The sequence below is a fragment of the Methanofollis ethanolicus genome (assembly GCF_001571385.1).
In the GTDB taxonomy this organism is placed as follows: Archaea; Halobacteriota; Methanomicrobia; order Methanomicrobiales; family Methanofollaceae; genus Methanofollis; species Methanofollis ethanolicus.
On the sequence record NZ_BCNW01000001.1, the window covers coordinates 796,738 to 811,945 of the forward strand.

The 15,208-nt window shown below is 62.2% G+C and carries 17 protein-coding genes; 12 read left to right on the forward strand and 5 right to left on the reverse strand.

Features of this window, described 5'->3' with window-relative positions; genetic code table 11:
* Positions 1 to 325 precede the first annotated feature (325 nt).
* Positions 326 to 808 carry a TIGR00725 family protein gene (locus tag MEFOE_RS03985; RefSeq protein ID WP_067052932.1) on the forward strand — a complete coding sequence of 161 codons (483 nt, stop codon included), beginning with the start codon at positions 326 to 328 and terminating at the stop codon, positions 806 to 808.
* On the opposite strand, the gene MEFOE_RS03990 is transcribed toward MEFOE_RS03985, so the two are convergent.
* The 3 genes from MEFOE_RS03990 to MEFOE_RS04000 are packed head-to-tail and all read right to left on the reverse strand — an operon-like array spanning position 738 to position 3,972.
* Entirely contained in the window at positions 738 to 2,597 is a 1,860-nt protein-coding gene (locus tag MEFOE_RS03990) for a molybdopterin biosynthesis protein (protein ID WP_067048651.1), read from the reverse strand. The genes MEFOE_RS03985 and MEFOE_RS03990 overlap by 71 nt on opposite strands.
* Entirely contained in the window at positions 2,591 to 3,793 is a 1,203-nt protein-coding gene (locus tag MEFOE_RS03995) for a molybdopterin molybdotransferase MoeA (RefSeq protein WP_067048655.1), read from the reverse strand. Before MEFOE_RS03995 ends, MEFOE_RS03990 begins: the two co-directional genes overlap by 7 nt.
* Positions 3,790 to 3,972, reverse strand: coding sequence for a hypothetical protein (locus MEFOE_RS04000; RefSeq protein WP_067048658.1), 183 nt, complete (start codon positions 3,970 to 3,972; stop codon positions 3,790 to 3,792). Before MEFOE_RS04000 ends, MEFOE_RS03995 begins: the two co-directional genes overlap by 4 nt.
* A gap of 79 nt (positions 3,973 to 4,051) precedes the next feature.
* On the opposite strand from MEFOE_RS04000, the gene MEFOE_RS04005 reads away from it, so the two are divergent.
* From MEFOE_RS04005 to rpl12p, 8 genes are all read left to right on the forward strand, one after another.
* Positions 4,052 to 5,380 carry a D-aminoacyl-tRNA deacylase gene (locus MEFOE_RS04005; protein WP_067048661.1) on the forward strand — a complete coding sequence of 443 codons (1,329 nt, stop codon included), beginning with the start codon at positions 4,052 to 4,054 and terminating at the stop codon, positions 5,378 to 5,380.
* Positions 5,364 to 6,458, forward strand: coding sequence for a cell division protein FtsZ (gene ftsZ, locus MEFOE_RS04010; RefSeq protein WP_067048664.1), 1,095 nt, complete (start codon positions 5,364 to 5,366; stop codon positions 6,456 to 6,458). Before MEFOE_RS04005 ends, ftsZ begins: the two co-directional genes overlap by 17 nt.
* 5 nt (positions 6,459 to 6,463) lie before the next feature.
* Positions 6,464 to 6,664 carry a protein translocase SEC61 complex subunit gamma gene (locus tag MEFOE_RS04015; protein WP_067048667.1) on the forward strand — a complete coding sequence of 67 codons (201 nt, stop codon included), beginning with the start codon at positions 6,464 to 6,466 and terminating at the stop codon, positions 6,662 to 6,664.
* On the forward strand, positions 6,664 to 7,140 hold the full coding sequence (locus tag MEFOE_RS04020; protein ID WP_083523326.1) for a transcription elongation factor Spt5: 477 nt from the start codon (positions 6,664 to 6,666) through the stop codon (positions 7,138 to 7,140). The genes MEFOE_RS04015 and MEFOE_RS04020 overlap by 1 nt, the downstream gene beginning before the upstream one ends.
* Before the next feature lie 108 nt (positions 7,141 to 7,248).
* Positions 7,249 to 7,725, forward strand: a complete 477-nt coding sequence (locus tag MEFOE_RS04025) for a 50S ribosomal protein L11 (protein WP_067048670.1) — start codon at positions 7,249 to 7,251, stop codon at positions 7,723 to 7,725.
* Between the two features lie 53 nt (positions 7,726 to 7,778).
* Positions 7,779 to 8,423 carry a 50S ribosomal protein L1 gene (locus tag MEFOE_RS04030; RefSeq protein ID WP_067048673.1) on the forward strand — a complete coding sequence of 215 codons (645 nt, stop codon included), beginning with the start codon at positions 7,779 to 7,781 and terminating at the stop codon, positions 8,421 to 8,423.
* A complete protein-coding gene (locus MEFOE_RS04035) occupies positions 8,423 to 9,274 on the forward strand; it encodes a 50S ribosomal protein L10 (RefSeq protein ID WP_067048676.1) in 852 nt (283 codons plus the stop codon). Before MEFOE_RS04030 ends, MEFOE_RS04035 begins: the two co-directional genes overlap by 1 nt.
* Before the next feature lie 27 nt (positions 9,275 to 9,301).
* Positions 9,302 to 9,610, forward strand: coding sequence for a 50S ribosomal protein P1 (gene rpl12p / locus MEFOE_RS04040; protein ID WP_067048680.1), 309 nt, complete (start codon positions 9,302 to 9,304; stop codon positions 9,608 to 9,610).
* Positions 9,611 to 10,242: 632 nt separating this feature from the next.
* On the opposite strand, the gene MEFOE_RS04045 is transcribed toward rpl12p, so the two are convergent.
* On the reverse strand, positions 10,243 to 11,445 hold the full coding sequence (locus MEFOE_RS04045; RefSeq protein WP_067048683.1) for a M24 family metallopeptidase: 1,203 nt from the start codon (positions 11,443 to 11,445) through the stop codon (positions 10,243 to 10,245).
* A gap of 145 nt (positions 11,446 to 11,590) precedes the next feature.
* On the opposite strand from MEFOE_RS04045, the gene MEFOE_RS04050 reads away from it, so the two are divergent.
* The 3 genes from MEFOE_RS04050 (at position 11,591) to MEFOE_RS04060 (ending at position 13,927) form a co-directional block, all read left to right on the forward strand.
* Positions 11,591 to 11,968, forward strand: coding sequence for a cupin domain-containing protein (locus tag MEFOE_RS04050; protein ID WP_067048686.1), 378 nt, complete (start codon positions 11,591 to 11,593; stop codon positions 11,966 to 11,968).
* A 23-nt stretch (positions 11,969 to 11,991) separates the two neighbouring features.
* Positions 11,992 to 12,798, forward strand: a complete 807-nt coding sequence (locus MEFOE_RS04055; RefSeq protein WP_067048689.1) for an alpha/beta fold hydrolase — start codon at positions 11,992 to 11,994, stop codon at positions 12,796 to 12,798.
* Positions 12,799 to 12,940: 142 nt separating this feature from the next.
* Positions 12,941 to 13,927 (forward strand): HNH endonuclease, encoded by a 987-nt coding sequence (locus MEFOE_RS04060; RefSeq protein ID WP_160329485.1) that lies wholly within the window; start codon positions 12,941 to 12,943, stop codon positions 13,925 to 13,927.
* A gap of 360 nt (positions 13,928 to 14,287) precedes the next feature.
* Here the strand turns inward: MEFOE_RS04060 and MEFOE_RS04065 are convergent, their stop codons facing one another.
* The gene (locus tag MEFOE_RS04065) at positions 14,288 to 15,130 is read right to left on the reverse strand and encodes an alpha/beta fold hydrolase (RefSeq protein WP_067048695.1); all 843 of its coding nucleotides are present in this window, start codon (positions 15,128 to 15,130) and stop codon (positions 14,288 to 14,290) included.
* Positions 15,131 to 15,208 lie beyond the last annotated feature (78 nt).

Sequence of the window (15,208 nt, forward strand, 5' to 3'; positions counted from 1 at the left end):
CCCCGAACCCCCGAAACAGGATAGAGTCGGGGAAGAGAGATCCTGATGAAGGAGGTTGCCATCCACCCCCTATCGCAATGAGGGGGGATCGGGGGGAGGGAGCGATAGCGACCTTGAGAAAATCTCTGATTTTCGAGTGGCGACCGTGGGGAGTCAAGAAGACCCATCGGGTCTTCACCGAAACCCCCCGGACAAGACGCCAGAACAGGATTTTTCAGAACAAAATGTGAGTCCTTTCATCGGCGTGCATGAAGGTTCGGATCAGTTTTGGGATGACCTCAATGCCTCCGTCACATCCTTCTCCCTGTCCGCCGATCTCTTCGTCATGCAGATCGCAGTCATCGGTACCGGGACTCCCTCGCCGGACGAGTCGGCCGCGGCGGAGACGGTCGGCGCCCTCCTTGCAGAGCAGGGCGCCGTCCTCCTCTGCGGGGGCCTCGGGGGCGTGATGGAGGCGGCGTGCCGGGGAGCGACGGCGCACGGCGGGACGACCGTCGGGATCATCCCCGGCCTGGACGGGGAGAACCCGTACGTCGATATCGTCGTCAGGAGCAATATGGGCCAGGCGCGGAACGCTCTCCTCGTCGCCTCGGCCGACGCCGTCATCGCGGTCGGCGGCGGTTACGGCACCCTCTCGGAGATCGCCTTTGCACTGAAGATGAAAAAAGAGGTCTTCGGGGTGGGCACCTGGACGGTCGAGGGCGTCGTCCCCTGCGCCGCTCCCGACGAGGCGGTGCTCAGGGCAGTCTCCGCCACACGCCGGTCTCGGCCGTCCGGTAGCCGCCCATCTCCTGAAGGACCGTCTTGAAGGTCTCGGAGGCGACCGCCTTCGCGATCGCCGCCACCCGCGGGTCGTCGAGGGCGTCGGCGTGCATCACCAGTTCGTAGCGCTCTGTCGTCACCGGCGTGAAGGCAAGACCGAGGGCCTTCGCCGCGGAGTACACCCCCATGCCGCAGTCGGCCTCGCCCGACCTGACGGCCAGGGCGACGCCCAGGTGCGTGGTGAACTCCCTCTCGTACCCCCGGATCCCGGAGGGCGCGATCCCGCGTTCGCCGAGGAGACGGTCGAAGAGGACCCGCGTCCCCGATCCTTTCTGTCGGTTCGCGTACCGCAGGGTCGGGACGTCGTCGAAGGATACTTTATCCCGCGAGATCAGCCCCTGCTCCCTCTCCGCGACGCAGAGGAGGACCAGGTCCTCGCCAGGCATGTACTTCCGCAGGTACGGGAGGTTGTACTCGCCGTCCGGGCCGATGAGGTGCATCGGCGCCGCATGGCACTGCCGCTTCTTCAGGGTCAGGAGACCGCCCATCGACCCGACATGCGTCGAGTGGATGCCCACGCCCGCCGGCCTGACCATATCGGCCAGGCGGTCCAGGCAGGGGTCGTGACTCCCCGTAATGAGCACCCCTTCCTCCGCCTGCCCCCTCGGCACGAGGAGACGGGCCCCGACCGTCTCCCCGGCCTCGGCCCCCTCCTTCGAGGACGGGATCGTCATCAGGGCGTTCGCCCGCACCGCGGACATCTGGACGCCCGCGCCCCGCGACTGGGGCACCGCCACCCACCTCTCCCCGACCCTCCCCACGGAGAGGAGGACGAACTCGTCGGTGCCGATGTCAGAGTGGAGCGTCGTCGTGAGAACGGCGTCCACAGTCTCCGGTTCAGGGACAGGGAAACCGTACTGCCCGATCAGCGGCGTGACGACCTCCCTCAGGATCGTGTAGGCGGCGAGGGGGTATCCCGGCAACCCGATGACGGGTTTGCCCTCGACCTCCCCGATGATCACCGGCTTTGCCGGTTTGATCCCGACGCCGTGGACGAGCACCTCGCCGCGTTCGGCGATGAGGGAAGCGGTGAAGTCCCGCGTCCCCGCGGACGAACCCGCGGAGACGATCAGGAGGTCGTTCTCCCTGATCCCCCTCTCGATCGCCGCCCTGATCTGGTCTGGCTCGTCCGGCACGATCGGGTACCGCCTGGCCGCGACGCCGAGGGCCCTGAGATGGGCCGCCGCCATCAGGGAGTTGCTCTCCACTGCCTGCCCCGGTCCCGGCCGCGTGCCCGCGGGCACCAGTTCGCTCCCTGTCGGTACGATGCCCGCGGAGAAGGCGAGCACCTCCACCTCTGTCACCCCGTAGGCGGCGAGGGCGCCGAGTTCGTGCGGACGGACCGCGTGGAGGGAGGGGAGGATCATCTCCGACTCCCCGATGTCCTCGCCGACAGGCCGCACATGCTGCCAGGGTGCCGCCGGTTTCCGGATCGTCCAGGTGCCTTCGCCGATCCAGACGTCCTCGATCATGATCACCGCGTCGTATTCGGGCGGCACCAGGTTGCCGGTGTTCACCCGCACGGCGTCGGGGAGGACGATGGGCCTGGTCTCTGAGGCCCCGTGCGTCTCCGCGCTGCGGACGGCGATCCCGTCCATCGCCGAGATGTGTATGCCCGGCACGGAGAAGCGGGCATAGATCGGTCCCGCGGTCACCCGGCCCGCCGCCTCTTCGAGGGGTACGGTCTCGGTCCGCGGCTTTCTGCTGCCAAACCTCTCCCTGATGACTTCGAGGGCGCGGGCGAGGGAGACGAGGTCCAGGTATCTCGTCACCACAGGACCACCTCCACCTCGTCGCCCTCCTCAAGGCCTTCCCGCCCTGCCGGAACGACGACAAGGCCGTCGCTCTTCACCAGGGTGTTCAGCAGGCCCGACTTCCCGAAGACAGGCGTCGCCTGTCCCCCCTCGACACTGACGCGGACATAGTCCTCTCGCCCCTTTGCCGAGGGGATGTTCGCAGCAAGCCGCGCCCGCACCCGGCGCACAGGCACGGGCGCGCCCGAGAGCGCCGCGAACAGGTGGCCGACCACCGCCGCCAGGACGACATAGGCCGATCCCGGGTGGCCGGGCAACCCGATCACCGGCGTCTCCCCGACCGTCCCGATGATCGTCGGTTTCCCCGGTGAGATGGCGATCCCGTGGACCAGCACCTCGCCGAGGTCGGCGATCACCCGTGCGGTCATGTCCCGCATGTCCTTCGAACTCCCGCCCGAGATGAGGACGCAGTCGCACTCCCTGACGGCCTCTTCGAGGACCGGCCTGAGGAGCGCCGGGTCGTCCCTTATGATGCCGTAGCGTACCGGTTCGCACCCGTGCTCACGCACGAAGCCCGCGCACAGGTAGACGTTGGCGTCCCGCACCTGTCCGGGCGCGAGGTCGGCCTCCACCGGCACCACCTCGTTTCCCGTCGATATGATCCCGACACGCGGCAGTCCGAGCACCCTGACCGCGGCCACCCCTGCCGAGGCAAGGACGCCGAGGTCCTGCGGGGTGAGACGCCGCCCCGCCTTGAGGACGACAGCCCCGGTCGCAAAGTCCTCGTCATGGGAGAGCACGTTCTCTCCGGGCGCGACCGGCTTCTGGACGAGCACCTCGTCCCCGACCGCCTCCGAGTATTCGATCATGGCGACGGCGTCCGCCCCTGCCGGGAGCACCCCGCCTGTCGGGATATACCAGCAGGTACCGGCGTCCACCTTTCCCGGCGGCGCCCGGCCCATCTCGATCCTCCCCTGTAAGGAGAGCATCGCCGGGATCGCCTCCGAGGCGCCGGTCGTGTCCGACGCCTTCACGGCATACCCGTCCACCACCGAGCGGTCGAAACCGGGCAGGTCGTGGCCCGCCCTGACGTCGTCGGCGAGCACCCGGTGGAGGGCGTCTTCCAGCCGCACCTCTTCGGTGTCGACAGGCCGGGCGGTCGAGAGGACGACCTCCACGGCCTTTGCGACCGGCACCACATCGAGAAAGAGGCTCATCTGAAGCAACCCAGCTGGCAGGAGCGGATCTTGATCTTCGGGTCGTGGCGGTTACAGTACCGGGCGATGTCCATCTTTGGTATGTCGTATTTTTCGCTGATGGCAAACGCCTGCTCACACCCGATCTCGGTGGTGATCCCGCTCTCGGCGAATGCCTTCTCGATCAGTTCTTTGTCCATGATGAGATGATCACCCTCAAAAAAGATAGTATTTCCGCCTCTGGCAAGACTTTAGCCCCTGCAGACAAAACCATCACTCATGCATATTGCCTTCCTTCACTCGGCCATCGACCCTGCGGGACGAAACCTCGCCCGCCGGATCCGGGAACTCCGTGCAGAACGGGACGACTGGCCTCTCTGCCGGGCGGCATCTCTCTCCTTCCACGAGAGCGGAGGGCGCCTCATCTACGCGGAGGGTGCCGACAGGGACCTCGGCGCCGACATCCTTGTCTTCCTCTCCCGGCACTCGAGTTCGCACCCGACGCCGGCCCTCACCGTCCATGTCACCGGCAACTATGGGGAACCGGTCTTCGGCGGGGAGGCCCGGACCCTCGCCCCCGCGGCCCCGGCGATGATGCACGCCGTCCTCCGCGGTCTTGCCCGCCATGCCCCGCCCGGCTACCGCGCCAGTTACGAGGCGACCCACCACGGCCCGACGACCCTTGGCACTCCCTCTCTCTTCGTCGAGATCGGGAGCACCGAGACCGAGTGGAACGACCCTGCCGCGGCCGACGCCGCCGCCCGCGCCGTCCTGGAGGCCGTGCCCGAGGACGCGGTCCCTCTTGTCGGCTTCGGCGGCACCCACTATGCCGTCCGCCAGACCGAGATCGCGCTCTCATCGAAGGGGGCCTTCGGCCACATCGCGCCCTCGCGAGAAGTCCCCGGTCTCGACCGCGACCTCGTCGCCGCCATGGCCCGGCAGACCGGGGCGGTCGCCGCCTACCTCGACAGAAAAGCTCTTGCAAAACCCGACGCAGACCGTCTCCAGGAGATCCTCGCCGACACCGGGCTGCCCGTCCTCTCGGAAGGTGAGATCACCGGTATCGGGGACCTCTCCTGGGAGACGTACACGGCCGTTCGCGCGACGGCAGAAAAAATCGCACCGGGCTGCCGCGTCCATATCGGCACCCTTGCAGGGACGGGCGATCCGGTCGTTGTGACGATACCTGCGGCTCTCGTTTCAGAGGCGGATAAAGCCGACCCGAAAGCGTTCAGGGAGGCACTGGATCTCCTCCCCGCGGCATCGGTCGCTGGGGAGCACGGGGAGATCCTCCCGGCGTTCATCACCTTCGCGAATCAAAGAGAAGAAATAATACATTATTTAATATCCCTGTGTATTAAAATCATAGATGATCGGTGGAGCACTGCAGCTGAAGGGGACGACCTCGTCATCATGAAGGCGAGGTTCGACCCCGATACGGCCCGGCAGCTCGGGGTTCCGAAAGGCCCGCTCTTCGGACGTCTTTCGAGCGGTCAGCCCGTCGAGGTCGGAGGGCGGACGATCACCCCGACCATGGTCAGTTCCTGCAGTGAAACACGCATCCACATCCCGGGGTTGGAGAGGTATATCGATGAAGTCCATAGTTGAAGAGGCATTATCACGGGCACGAGACGAGTTTGAGACCGCCGTCCAGCCGGATGACGACCTTGAGGAACTCCTGCGAGACCTCAAGACCGAGATCGTCGTCGTCGGGTGCGGCGGCGGTGGCTCGAACACGATGACCAGGATCGCCGAGGAAGGCGTGGTGGGAGCGCGGCTCATCGCGGTCAACACCGACGCCCAGCACCTGATCCGCACCAAGGCCGACAAGAGGATCCTCATCGGCCGCCAGCGGACGCGCGGCCTCGGCGCCGGTTCCATTCCCCAGATCGGCGAGGAAGCCGCCCTGGAGAACGAGGACCAGATCAAGACGTCCCTGGAGGGTGCCGACATGGTCTTCATCACCACCGGCCTCGGCGGCGGCACCGGCACCGGCTCGGCCCCGATCGTCGCAAAGGCCGCGCACGAAGAGGGCGCACTGACGATCGCCGTCGTCACCCTCCCCTTCACCTCCGAGGGATCGATCCGGTCGGAGAACGCGGAGGCCGGTCTTGAACGCCTGCGCGACGTCGCCGACACCGTCATTGTCGTCCCGAACGACCGTCTCCTCGAAGTCGTGCCGCGTCTGCCCCTCTATGCCGCCTTCAAGGTTGCCGACGAGGTGCTCATGCGGGCGGTCAAGGGGATCACCGAACTGATCACCGTGCCCGGCCTCGTGAACCTGGACTTCGCCGATGTGCGGACCGTGATGGAGCGCGGCGGCGTCGCCATGATCGGCATGGGCGAGTCCGACGCCGAGGACAAGGCTGCCGACTCCGTGAAAAAGGCCCTGCGTTCGCCTCTTCTCGACGTGGACATCTCCGGCGCGACCGCCGCGCTTGTCAATGTCGTCGGCGGCCCCGACATGACGATGGCCGAAGCCGAGGGTGTCGTCCAGGAGGTCTACAACAGGATCGATCCCAGTGCCCGGATCATCTGGGGCGCCCAGGTCGACCCTGATATGCAGGGCAAGGTCCGGACGATGCTCGTCGTCACCGGTGTGAACTCCCCCCAGATCTATGGGCGGGGCGAGCGCAAGTCTCTTCCCCGCGTGGCGAAAGAATTTGATATAGACTTTCTGAGGTGAGATAGATGGAGATCAATGTCGGATCCGAAAAACTCGGCTCTCTCTATGAGGAGTATATCCAGAAATACATCCGCGTCCTGAAACTGGCGCGGACGCCGTCCCGTGATGAGTTTACCAAGATCGCCCTTGTTGCGGCAATGGGCGTCTTTATCATCGGTCTCATCGGGTTTACGATCTATGAGCTGATGCTCGTGCTGCCGCACTGATGTCCATGACCAGCGAAATACAGACCCGGGTATATGCCGTCAAGACGACGGCAAAACAGGAGCGTGCCGTCGCGGACGGGATATATCGTGCGGTTCTGCACGACCCGTCCTTCAAGGTGAAGGCGGTGGTCGCTCCCGATGAACTGAAAGGCTACGTCCTTGTCGAGGCCGATGAGCCCCACGCACGTATTGCCGAACTGATCGAGACGGTGCCGAGCGCCCGGACAGTGGTGCCCGGCGAGACCTCCCTTGCAGAGGTCGGCCATTATCTCGTTCCGAAACCGGCCGTGTCCGGTATCGACGAGGGTACGATCGTCGAGCTCATTGCCGGACCTTTCAAGGGGGAAAAGGCCGTCGTCAAGAGGGTCGACTCCTCCAAGGAGGAGATCACCGTCGAGTTGTACGAGGCCATGGTGCCGATCCCGATCACCGTGCGCGGCGACAATGTCCGCGTGATCGACCGTGGCGAAGCCTGATCCTCTTCATCTTTTTTCCCGCTCCCTGTGATAGTATTAAGTGCGCACCGGGAAAACCTTAGTCACCCAGGCTCAGTACCCTTCTGGGAAAAGCATGGTGATTGTACTATGGCAGAAACGGTCGAGGTATTAGTACCCGGTGGAAAGGCAACTGCAGGCCCACCTATTGGTCCTGCCCTGGGTCCCCTCGGTATCAACGTGAAAGCGGTCATTGACGAGATCAATAAGAAGACCGCTGAATTCAACGGCATGCAGGTGCCGGTGACGATCGACGTCGACGAGAAGAAGAACTTCACCGTAACGGTGGGTATTCCTCCGACGACAGCACTCGTCATGAAGGAAGCTGGTATCGAGAAGGGGTCCGGCGAGCCGTCCACTCAGTTCGTGGGTGATCTGCCGCTCGAGGCCGCTGTCAGAATCGCGCGCATGAAGTTCGACGACATGCTCTCCTACCGCCTGAAGTCGGCGGTCAAGGAAGTTGTCGGGACCTGTGTCTCTATCGGTGTGACGGTCGAAGGCCGCAAGCCGAAGGAGATGCTGGCAGCGATCGATGCGGGCGAGTTCGACAGTATGCTCGAGAACTAAACGGGATTCATCCATAGGAGATCAAACACGGTCGTGTACTATGGAGGCACGTAATGGTTGAGAGAGAACAGATATTGAAGGCTGTGCAGGCGGCTCTTGAGACTGCGCCGGAACGCAAGTTCACGGAGAGCGTTGATCTCACGATCAACCTCAAGAATATCGACATGGCGCAGCCGAAAAACCGTATTGATGAGACTATCCTTCTCCCGCACGGTATGGGCACGCCGATAAAGGTCGCTGTCCTCGGAAAGGGCGAGATCACGACGCAGGCAAAAGAAGTCAACGTCGACCTGATCATCAGCCCCGAAGAGATCGAGCGCCTGGGCGGCGAGCCCCGTGAGGCACGGAAGATCGCAAACGAGTACCGCTTCTTCCTTGCGGAAACAAGCGTGATGGGTCTTGTGGGTCGCTGGCTCGGTCCGAGGCTCGGTCCCCGCGGCAGGATGCCGATGCCGATCCAGACCGGGATGGACGTCCGTCCGATCATCGAGAGGCTCCGCTCCTCGGTGAAGATCCGGTCGAAGGACAAGAAGGTCTTCCACGCGCCTGTGGGCAGCACCACGATGGCCCCTGAGGAACTTGCAGACAACATCGACGCGGTCATGAAAAAGATCGAGTCTGTGCTCGAGCAGGGTCCGCAGAATGTCCGCTCGGTCTATGTGAAGACGACCATGGGTCCGGCAGTGAGGCTGATCTAATGGCGCTCTACACTCACCACCTGCCCGTATGGAAGAAGAACCAGGTCGATGAGATCAAGCAGCACTTTGTCGATTACCCGGTGGTCGGGCTCGTGGATATGTACGGTATCCCGGCGAGTCAGCTCCAGCACATCAGGCAGAACCTCCGCGAGGTCGCCTATATCAAGATGACCCGCAACACCCTGACCTCTCGTGCTCTCGACGAGGTCGGTGGCGAGGTCGCCACGATGGCCGGGCACATTGCCGGACAGAGTGCGCTTATCTTCACGAAGGAAAACCCCTTCAAGCTCTACAAGCTCCTTGAGCAGACGAAGACGAAGATGGCCGCAAAGCCGGGCGAAACTGCTCCGGAGGACATCGTCGTTGCCAAGGGCCCGACGAGCTTCAAGCCCGGTCCGATCGTCGGCGAGCTTCAGCAGGCCGGCATTCCGGCCGTGATCGAGGCCGGCAAGGTCAAGATCAAGGACACGAAGACGGTCGTGAAGAAGGGCGAGGTCATCTCCGCGAAGATGGCCGACGTGCTCGCAAAGCTTGACGTCAAGCCGATGGATGTCGGTCTGATCCTTCGGGCGGCATTCCAGAACGGCACGGTGTTTGCACCTGAGACGCTCGCGATCGACGAGTCGGTCTACCTTGGCAAGATCACGCTCGCGGCCCAGCAGGCATTTAACCTGTCGGTGAACGCAGCGATCCCGACCACGGAGACGACCGGTGCGATCCTGGCGAAGGCCGTCCGCGACGCCCGCAGCCTCGGTATCGAGGCCGGTGTCTACGAGAAGGATATCATCGACGCGATCATTGGAAAGGCGTACAGATCATCGCTTGCTCTGAAGGGAATTGTCGAAGAATAAAATTGAGAAAAATTTGAGGTGAATGAAATGGAATACATCTACGCTGCACTGCTCCTGCACAACGCAGGCAAGGACATCAACGAAGAGAATGTCAAGGCTGTTCTCTCCGCTGCCGGTATCGCCGCTGACGACGCTCGTGTGAAGGCCCTCGTGGCCGCACTCGACGGTGTTGACATTGAGGAGGCCATCTCGAAGGCCGCCGTCGCCACCGTTGCCGCTGCACCCGCCGCAGCCGCTCCGGCCGCAGCCGCCCCTGTTGAGGAAGAGGCTGAGGAAGAGAAGAAGGAAGAGGAAGAAGAGTCCGGCATGGCCGGCCTCGGTGCCCTCTTCGGCTAAATCTTTTTTTCTTTTCGGGTCGCGCTGCTGTCGGGCCCTGTTTATTGTTCCGCTGATTCTTCTGTGCAGACCGTAGGGTGGGAAACGATCCGGTCAGGGCTCTGGAGAAAATTGGTTTTTTTGGCTTTGGAGAAATCTTCCTCCATCGGTTGATAGTGCGTGCTGATCCTCTGCCTTCCCGTTCGCCGGGGGACTTTTGCCCCCGGACCCCCGCGCGAGGATTGGTCCCGGGAAGAAAGGGTCGGAGTCCTGGAGGAGGAGGCCATCCCTGCCCCTATCGTAATGGCAGGGGGTATGGGGGGCGGCAGCCCCCCCGGACCAGACATGTCTGAACAGAATTTTTTCCCCTATCACGTCAGGAAGTACTTTCCCGCGAGGGTTTTTACAAAGCCTTTTTTTGTAAAATTCCTGTTCTGGTGTGCCTGCACCGGGGGACTGCCTCGAAAATCTAAAATTTTCTCGTGCTCCCTTCGGTCGCAGCCCCGGGTGAATGGTATGAGACGGCGGGGGATACACCCCTCTACTCTCAGGATCTGGATACACATCGATCCAAGCATGATCGAGCAGGAGTGTTTCCAAAGAACCGCCCGAAACTTTGTTTCATACGCGGTTCAGCCGGGCCGAAAAAAAGGTCACCAGACCGGCATCAGGCCTGGGTGGTCGCCGGTGATGCACCGCCCCCCTGCGGGCGTGACCACGAAGGTGTTCTCGGTCCCCACCATGCCGACGCCCCTGATACCTTTCTTGGGTTCGACCGCGAAGACCATGTTCTCCTCCAGGGGGTCGTCGAAACCCCGCGCGATCACCGGCATCTCGTCGACCTGGAGGCCGATGCCGTGGCCCAGGAACTTTGCCTGCCGTGCGCCGAAACCCATGAAGTTCTCACGAAACGCCGGCTCCAGGTCTCCCATGACGGCGTCGTAGATCGCCGACGGCACCGCCCCGGGCCGGAGCATCGCCGCGGTCCTGTGCTGGACCTCCACGCATCGCCGGTGGGCCAGGACCGCCTCGTCGGGGAGCGGGGCGCCGAACATATAGGTCATGGTCTTGTCGGTGTGGTAGCCCGCGACGCCGCACCCGACATCGACGAAGACCAGGTCGCCCCTCTTCAGCCGTCTCTCGCGGCTGCCGAGCAGGGGCACGGCCGGGGACAGGCCGTAACTGCCGCCCGGCCCGTCGAAGCAGGTGGGATAGATCGAACTCTCGCCGAACCCCACCTGCCCGACCGCCATCTCGGTGCCGAACCCGCCGAACCGCACGATGCCCTGGTGGCCTTCCTCGACCATGACGTCATAGAGGGCGGTGATAAACGCCATCTCCGTCATTCCCTCCCGCAGGAGGCCGGGCACCCGCTCTTCGAGGACGCGGCGGTGGACCTCGCCGGCCCGCTCCATGCACCCGAGTTCGTACGCGCTCTTGACGGCCCTGACCTTCGCCGCCTGCCGGTCGAGGGACTGCGTGTGGTCGAAGGGGAAATGTTTCCTGAACCTCTGCAGCAACGCGAGAGGCACCAGTTCTGTTTCCAGGTGCACGGTCCCGAACGGGTGGCCGAGGTCTCCCGCGGCGTCGCGGAAACTGCCCATCGGCCTGATGCAGGGAAAGAGCGACTCGTCGCAGGCCCTTTCGTAACTCCGGCGCACCCTGAATACGGCCTCGTCGTCGCGGGGGACCAGCAGCATGCCGTCCTGCATGGTGCCGGTGAAATAGTAAAGGTTGATTTTGCCGAAGAAGACGGCGAGTTCCCAGTCCGGGTTGTCCGCGTCCATCCTGGCCCTGAACCGGCCCATACGGTCTTTGAGTTCGGCTTCCGGGACGGTACCGTCGCTGCTGTGCATGTACTCTCTGTTGGCGGCGAGGGTATTTGACCTCTCAGGGTGACGGGGATGCGCGGGGTTTTACGACGCTGTTGTCGACCAATTCGGGTTTTTCTGTCTGTGCAGTCGATACCTACATCCCTCTTCGGACCGGACAGTGTGATGTATGATCGTCAAACATACGTCTGATGTCCCTGCCGAACAACAGGAGCGGCCTGGCTTTTCCGGAATGAGTGCACGCTTCCTCCTGACCGTGGGCGACGGGTGTCCGCGGTACGCGTTGCGGCTGATGGAGTTCGCCCCGGGCGGGTGCACCTCGTACCACCGGCACAAAGAGGAGCACGAGATGTATATTCTTGAGGGCGAAGCGGTGTGCGTTGGCGACGGAAAAGAAACTCCCGTGAAGGCCGGAGACGCGGTCTACGTCGCGCCCTCTGAGTACCACCAGATGAAGAACACCGGCGACGGCGTGATGCGGATGATCTGCACGGTGCCGATCTTCGCGGGGAAGGACGGAAAGACGACGACGCCGTGCGACGAGTGAGCGCCGTACCGGGGATGTGCTCGATGATCCGGGTGCGCACGTACGGTTCGGCGCCGAGGAAGGTCGCCGTGGTCCATGGCGGACCGGGCGCTGCCGGGGAGATGGCGCCGGTGGCAGAGAGGTTGTCCGGCGTTGCGGGTATAGTAGAGCCCCTCCAGACCGAAACGACGGTTGACGGGCAGGGTGTCGAACTGGCGGAGGCCCTGAGGACGTACGGCGCCGTCCCCGTGACCCTGATCGGCTACTCGTGGGGCGCCTGGCTGAGCCTGATCGTCGCCGCCCGCTACCCGTCGTATGTCCGGAAGGTGGTGTGCGTCGGCAGCGGGGTGTTCGAAGAGGCCTGTGCGGCCGACCTCATGACGACGCGCCTCGGCCGTCTGGCGCCCGAAGAGCGGGAGGAGGCGGAGTCCCTGGTCCTCACCCTGGGGGTGCCTTCGGCCGGGGACAGGGATGCGATGCTGGCGAGGTTCGGGCGCTTGATGGCGAAAGCGGACACGTATTGTCCTCTCTCCCGTGATGCCCGTGCCCGGAGGGATGGGGATGCGGCCCTCTGCCGGGTCGATGAAGAGATCCATAGGAAAGTCTGGGCTGAGGCCCATGCACTCCGGAAGAACGGGAGATTGCTGGAGATCTGTAGGGATGTCCAGTGTCCGGTCGTGGCGGTCCACGGTGATTACGACCCCGGCCCGGTCGAAGGGGTGCGAGCGCCTCTTTCACGCACTCTGCGCGATTTTCGGTTCATTCTCCTGGAGAAATGCGGTCATTGCCCCTGGGTTGAAGAGGAGGCGTGTAACCTGTTTTTTGATATCCTCATACGCGAGATCGCCTGAAATTTTCGGGCCATGGTCATTCGAGTTGATCCAATAAAAATCAGCATATTTATCGGGAGAAAGGAGGCATGTCGATCATGCTCTGGCGTTTCGGCCTCCTTACAGGTAATATGGATGATTTTCTGTGATGATTTATTCCGGGATGAGTGAAATCGAAGAGACTCTCTCATCGATTTTGCCCGACGAAAACTATCGAAAGAGGTGTCTGTCCCTCTTCGCAGAATCAATCGTCGAAGCACATTCCCATGGCAGGAACATGTGGGGCGTATACTGTTTTCGTGAAGGTGCCCGGAAAGGTATTCGTCTCCTGGTGGGGAGTCTCATTGTTTTTACGATCGATAAAGATGGGATGTGGTTGTCTCTTGATGCGGCGTTATTGAATGAGAAAAAAGATGAACAGCGTGTTTTAGAAAAGAGCGACGTCTGGCGCTGGGGCAGAGGGGAGTATTCTGAGTATTGTTTGGTCCCTTCACGGAACGGATATTATGTCCCTTCGGGCACGGATTTTGATCTCTGGCCGGTACTTCGTGCGTTTCATTTTGCGTATCTGAGAAATGTTGCAAACAAATACGGCCAGTTACGATCAGATAGTCAGGAAAATCATACGCCCGCATTGATGGTGTATTTAAGAGAGGAACTGAGGCAGAATCTTCCGAGCCCTGATTATGGTGCAGCATCTGACGATAATCCTTTTCAGGAGGTCGAAGACCTTTCAAGAACGTATCGAGAATTGCCCGAGACCGAACGCGAATCTATTGTTCTGAGTCGTATTGGCCAGGGGTCGTTCCGCTCGGATCTGGAGAAATACTGGAAGACCTGTGCGGTGACAGGGTGTGCGGTATCTGAACTGCTTGTTGCATCTCATATCAAACCCTGGAGGGATTCGGATAATTTCGAACGCCTTGATGTCTATAACGGGTTATTGCTCGCTCCCCATGTGGACCGTGCTTTCGATAGGGGGTATGTGAGTTTTGATGACGAGGGGAGGATCATCCTGAGTGATGCGTTCAGTGACCGCGATCAGAGGATACTTGGCATTCATTCGGACATGAAACTCAGAAAGATAGAACCGAACCATCTCAGGTATCTGGACTATCACAGAAAGAATGTTCTCAAAAGGGCTCTGTAGAAACCCTCGCGGGAAAGTACTTCCTGAAGCGATAGGGAGAAAAATTCTATTCAGACGTGCCTGGTCCGGGGGGCTGCCGCCCCCCGGTCCCCCTGCCATTAGGATAGGGGCAGGGATGGCCTCCTCCTCCAGGACTCCGACCCTTTCTTCCCGGGACCAATCCTGAGCGAGGGTCCGGGGGCGTAGTCCCCCGGCCAGACCGTGAGGAAGGCAATGGATCCGCGTACCTCTTCATGGGATCAGGGGATTCATTGATCCAAGTATGAGGGTTTCAACGAAGCCCTCAAAAGATGAGTTCGTTCCCGGGACTTCATTTATCCCGTGTGCGGGAGAGCACCCTGCCGAAAAAAAGAGAATCGTTCAGGCAGGGGTCTCGTTCATGCCGAGGAAGGTCAGAACCGTCGTGCCGTACTCCTCGGGCGCATAGGACGACCCGACATGCGGGATCCCCTTGAACCGCACCAGCCACGACCCCGGGATCTGCCCGGCCATCCGGACGGAGACCGCATCAGGCGTGACCTCGTCGGCGGTCCCGACGATGAGCATCACGTCTTTCGTGATCCCGGAGAGGCCGTCGTAGGAACCGTTCCAGGCGAGGTTCGCGCTCGCCTCCTTTTGCAGGCCCAGAGGCTGGGAGGCGTTCCCGGCGCACGCCACGAGCGTGTCGTATAACTTCTTCGTCTCGTTCAGTCGTGCGCTGTAGGTGGACGAGGAGAGGACGAGTTTTCTGACCGTCTCCGGGTGGTCGATGACGAGTTGCTGCGAGACCGACGATCCCATCGAGACGCCGTACACGTGCATGCTCTCATAGCCGAGCGCGTCCATCAGTCCGGCCGCATCGTCGGAGAGTTGCGGGAGCGTGTAGGGGGCGTCGGTGTCGCCGCTGTGCCCCATCGCACGGTGGTCGTAGATGTAGACGTGGTACTGCCCGGCAAGGATGCCGACAAATGTCTCGTTCCAGTCCTCCATCACCTCGCTGAACCCGGTGATCAGCAGCAGGGGTTCGCCCGCGCCGAACTCCCGGTAGGCCAGACTGACGCCGTTCACGTCCGCGTACTGGATGGGGGTGTCGTTGAAGGAGACCGGGAGGGTGGACGGCAAGAGGGTGGCCGTCGGCGTCGCCGATGTTCCGGTGTCGGCCGTCCCCGTACACCCTGCCGTCAGGAGCAGGCAGAGGCAGATCAGACTACACGATATCCACATTTTTTTGATCAGAATTACTCCTCCCAAAAAATGAGATCATATATCTGGCCATGTCGGCAAAAAATCCTCTGCTTTCGT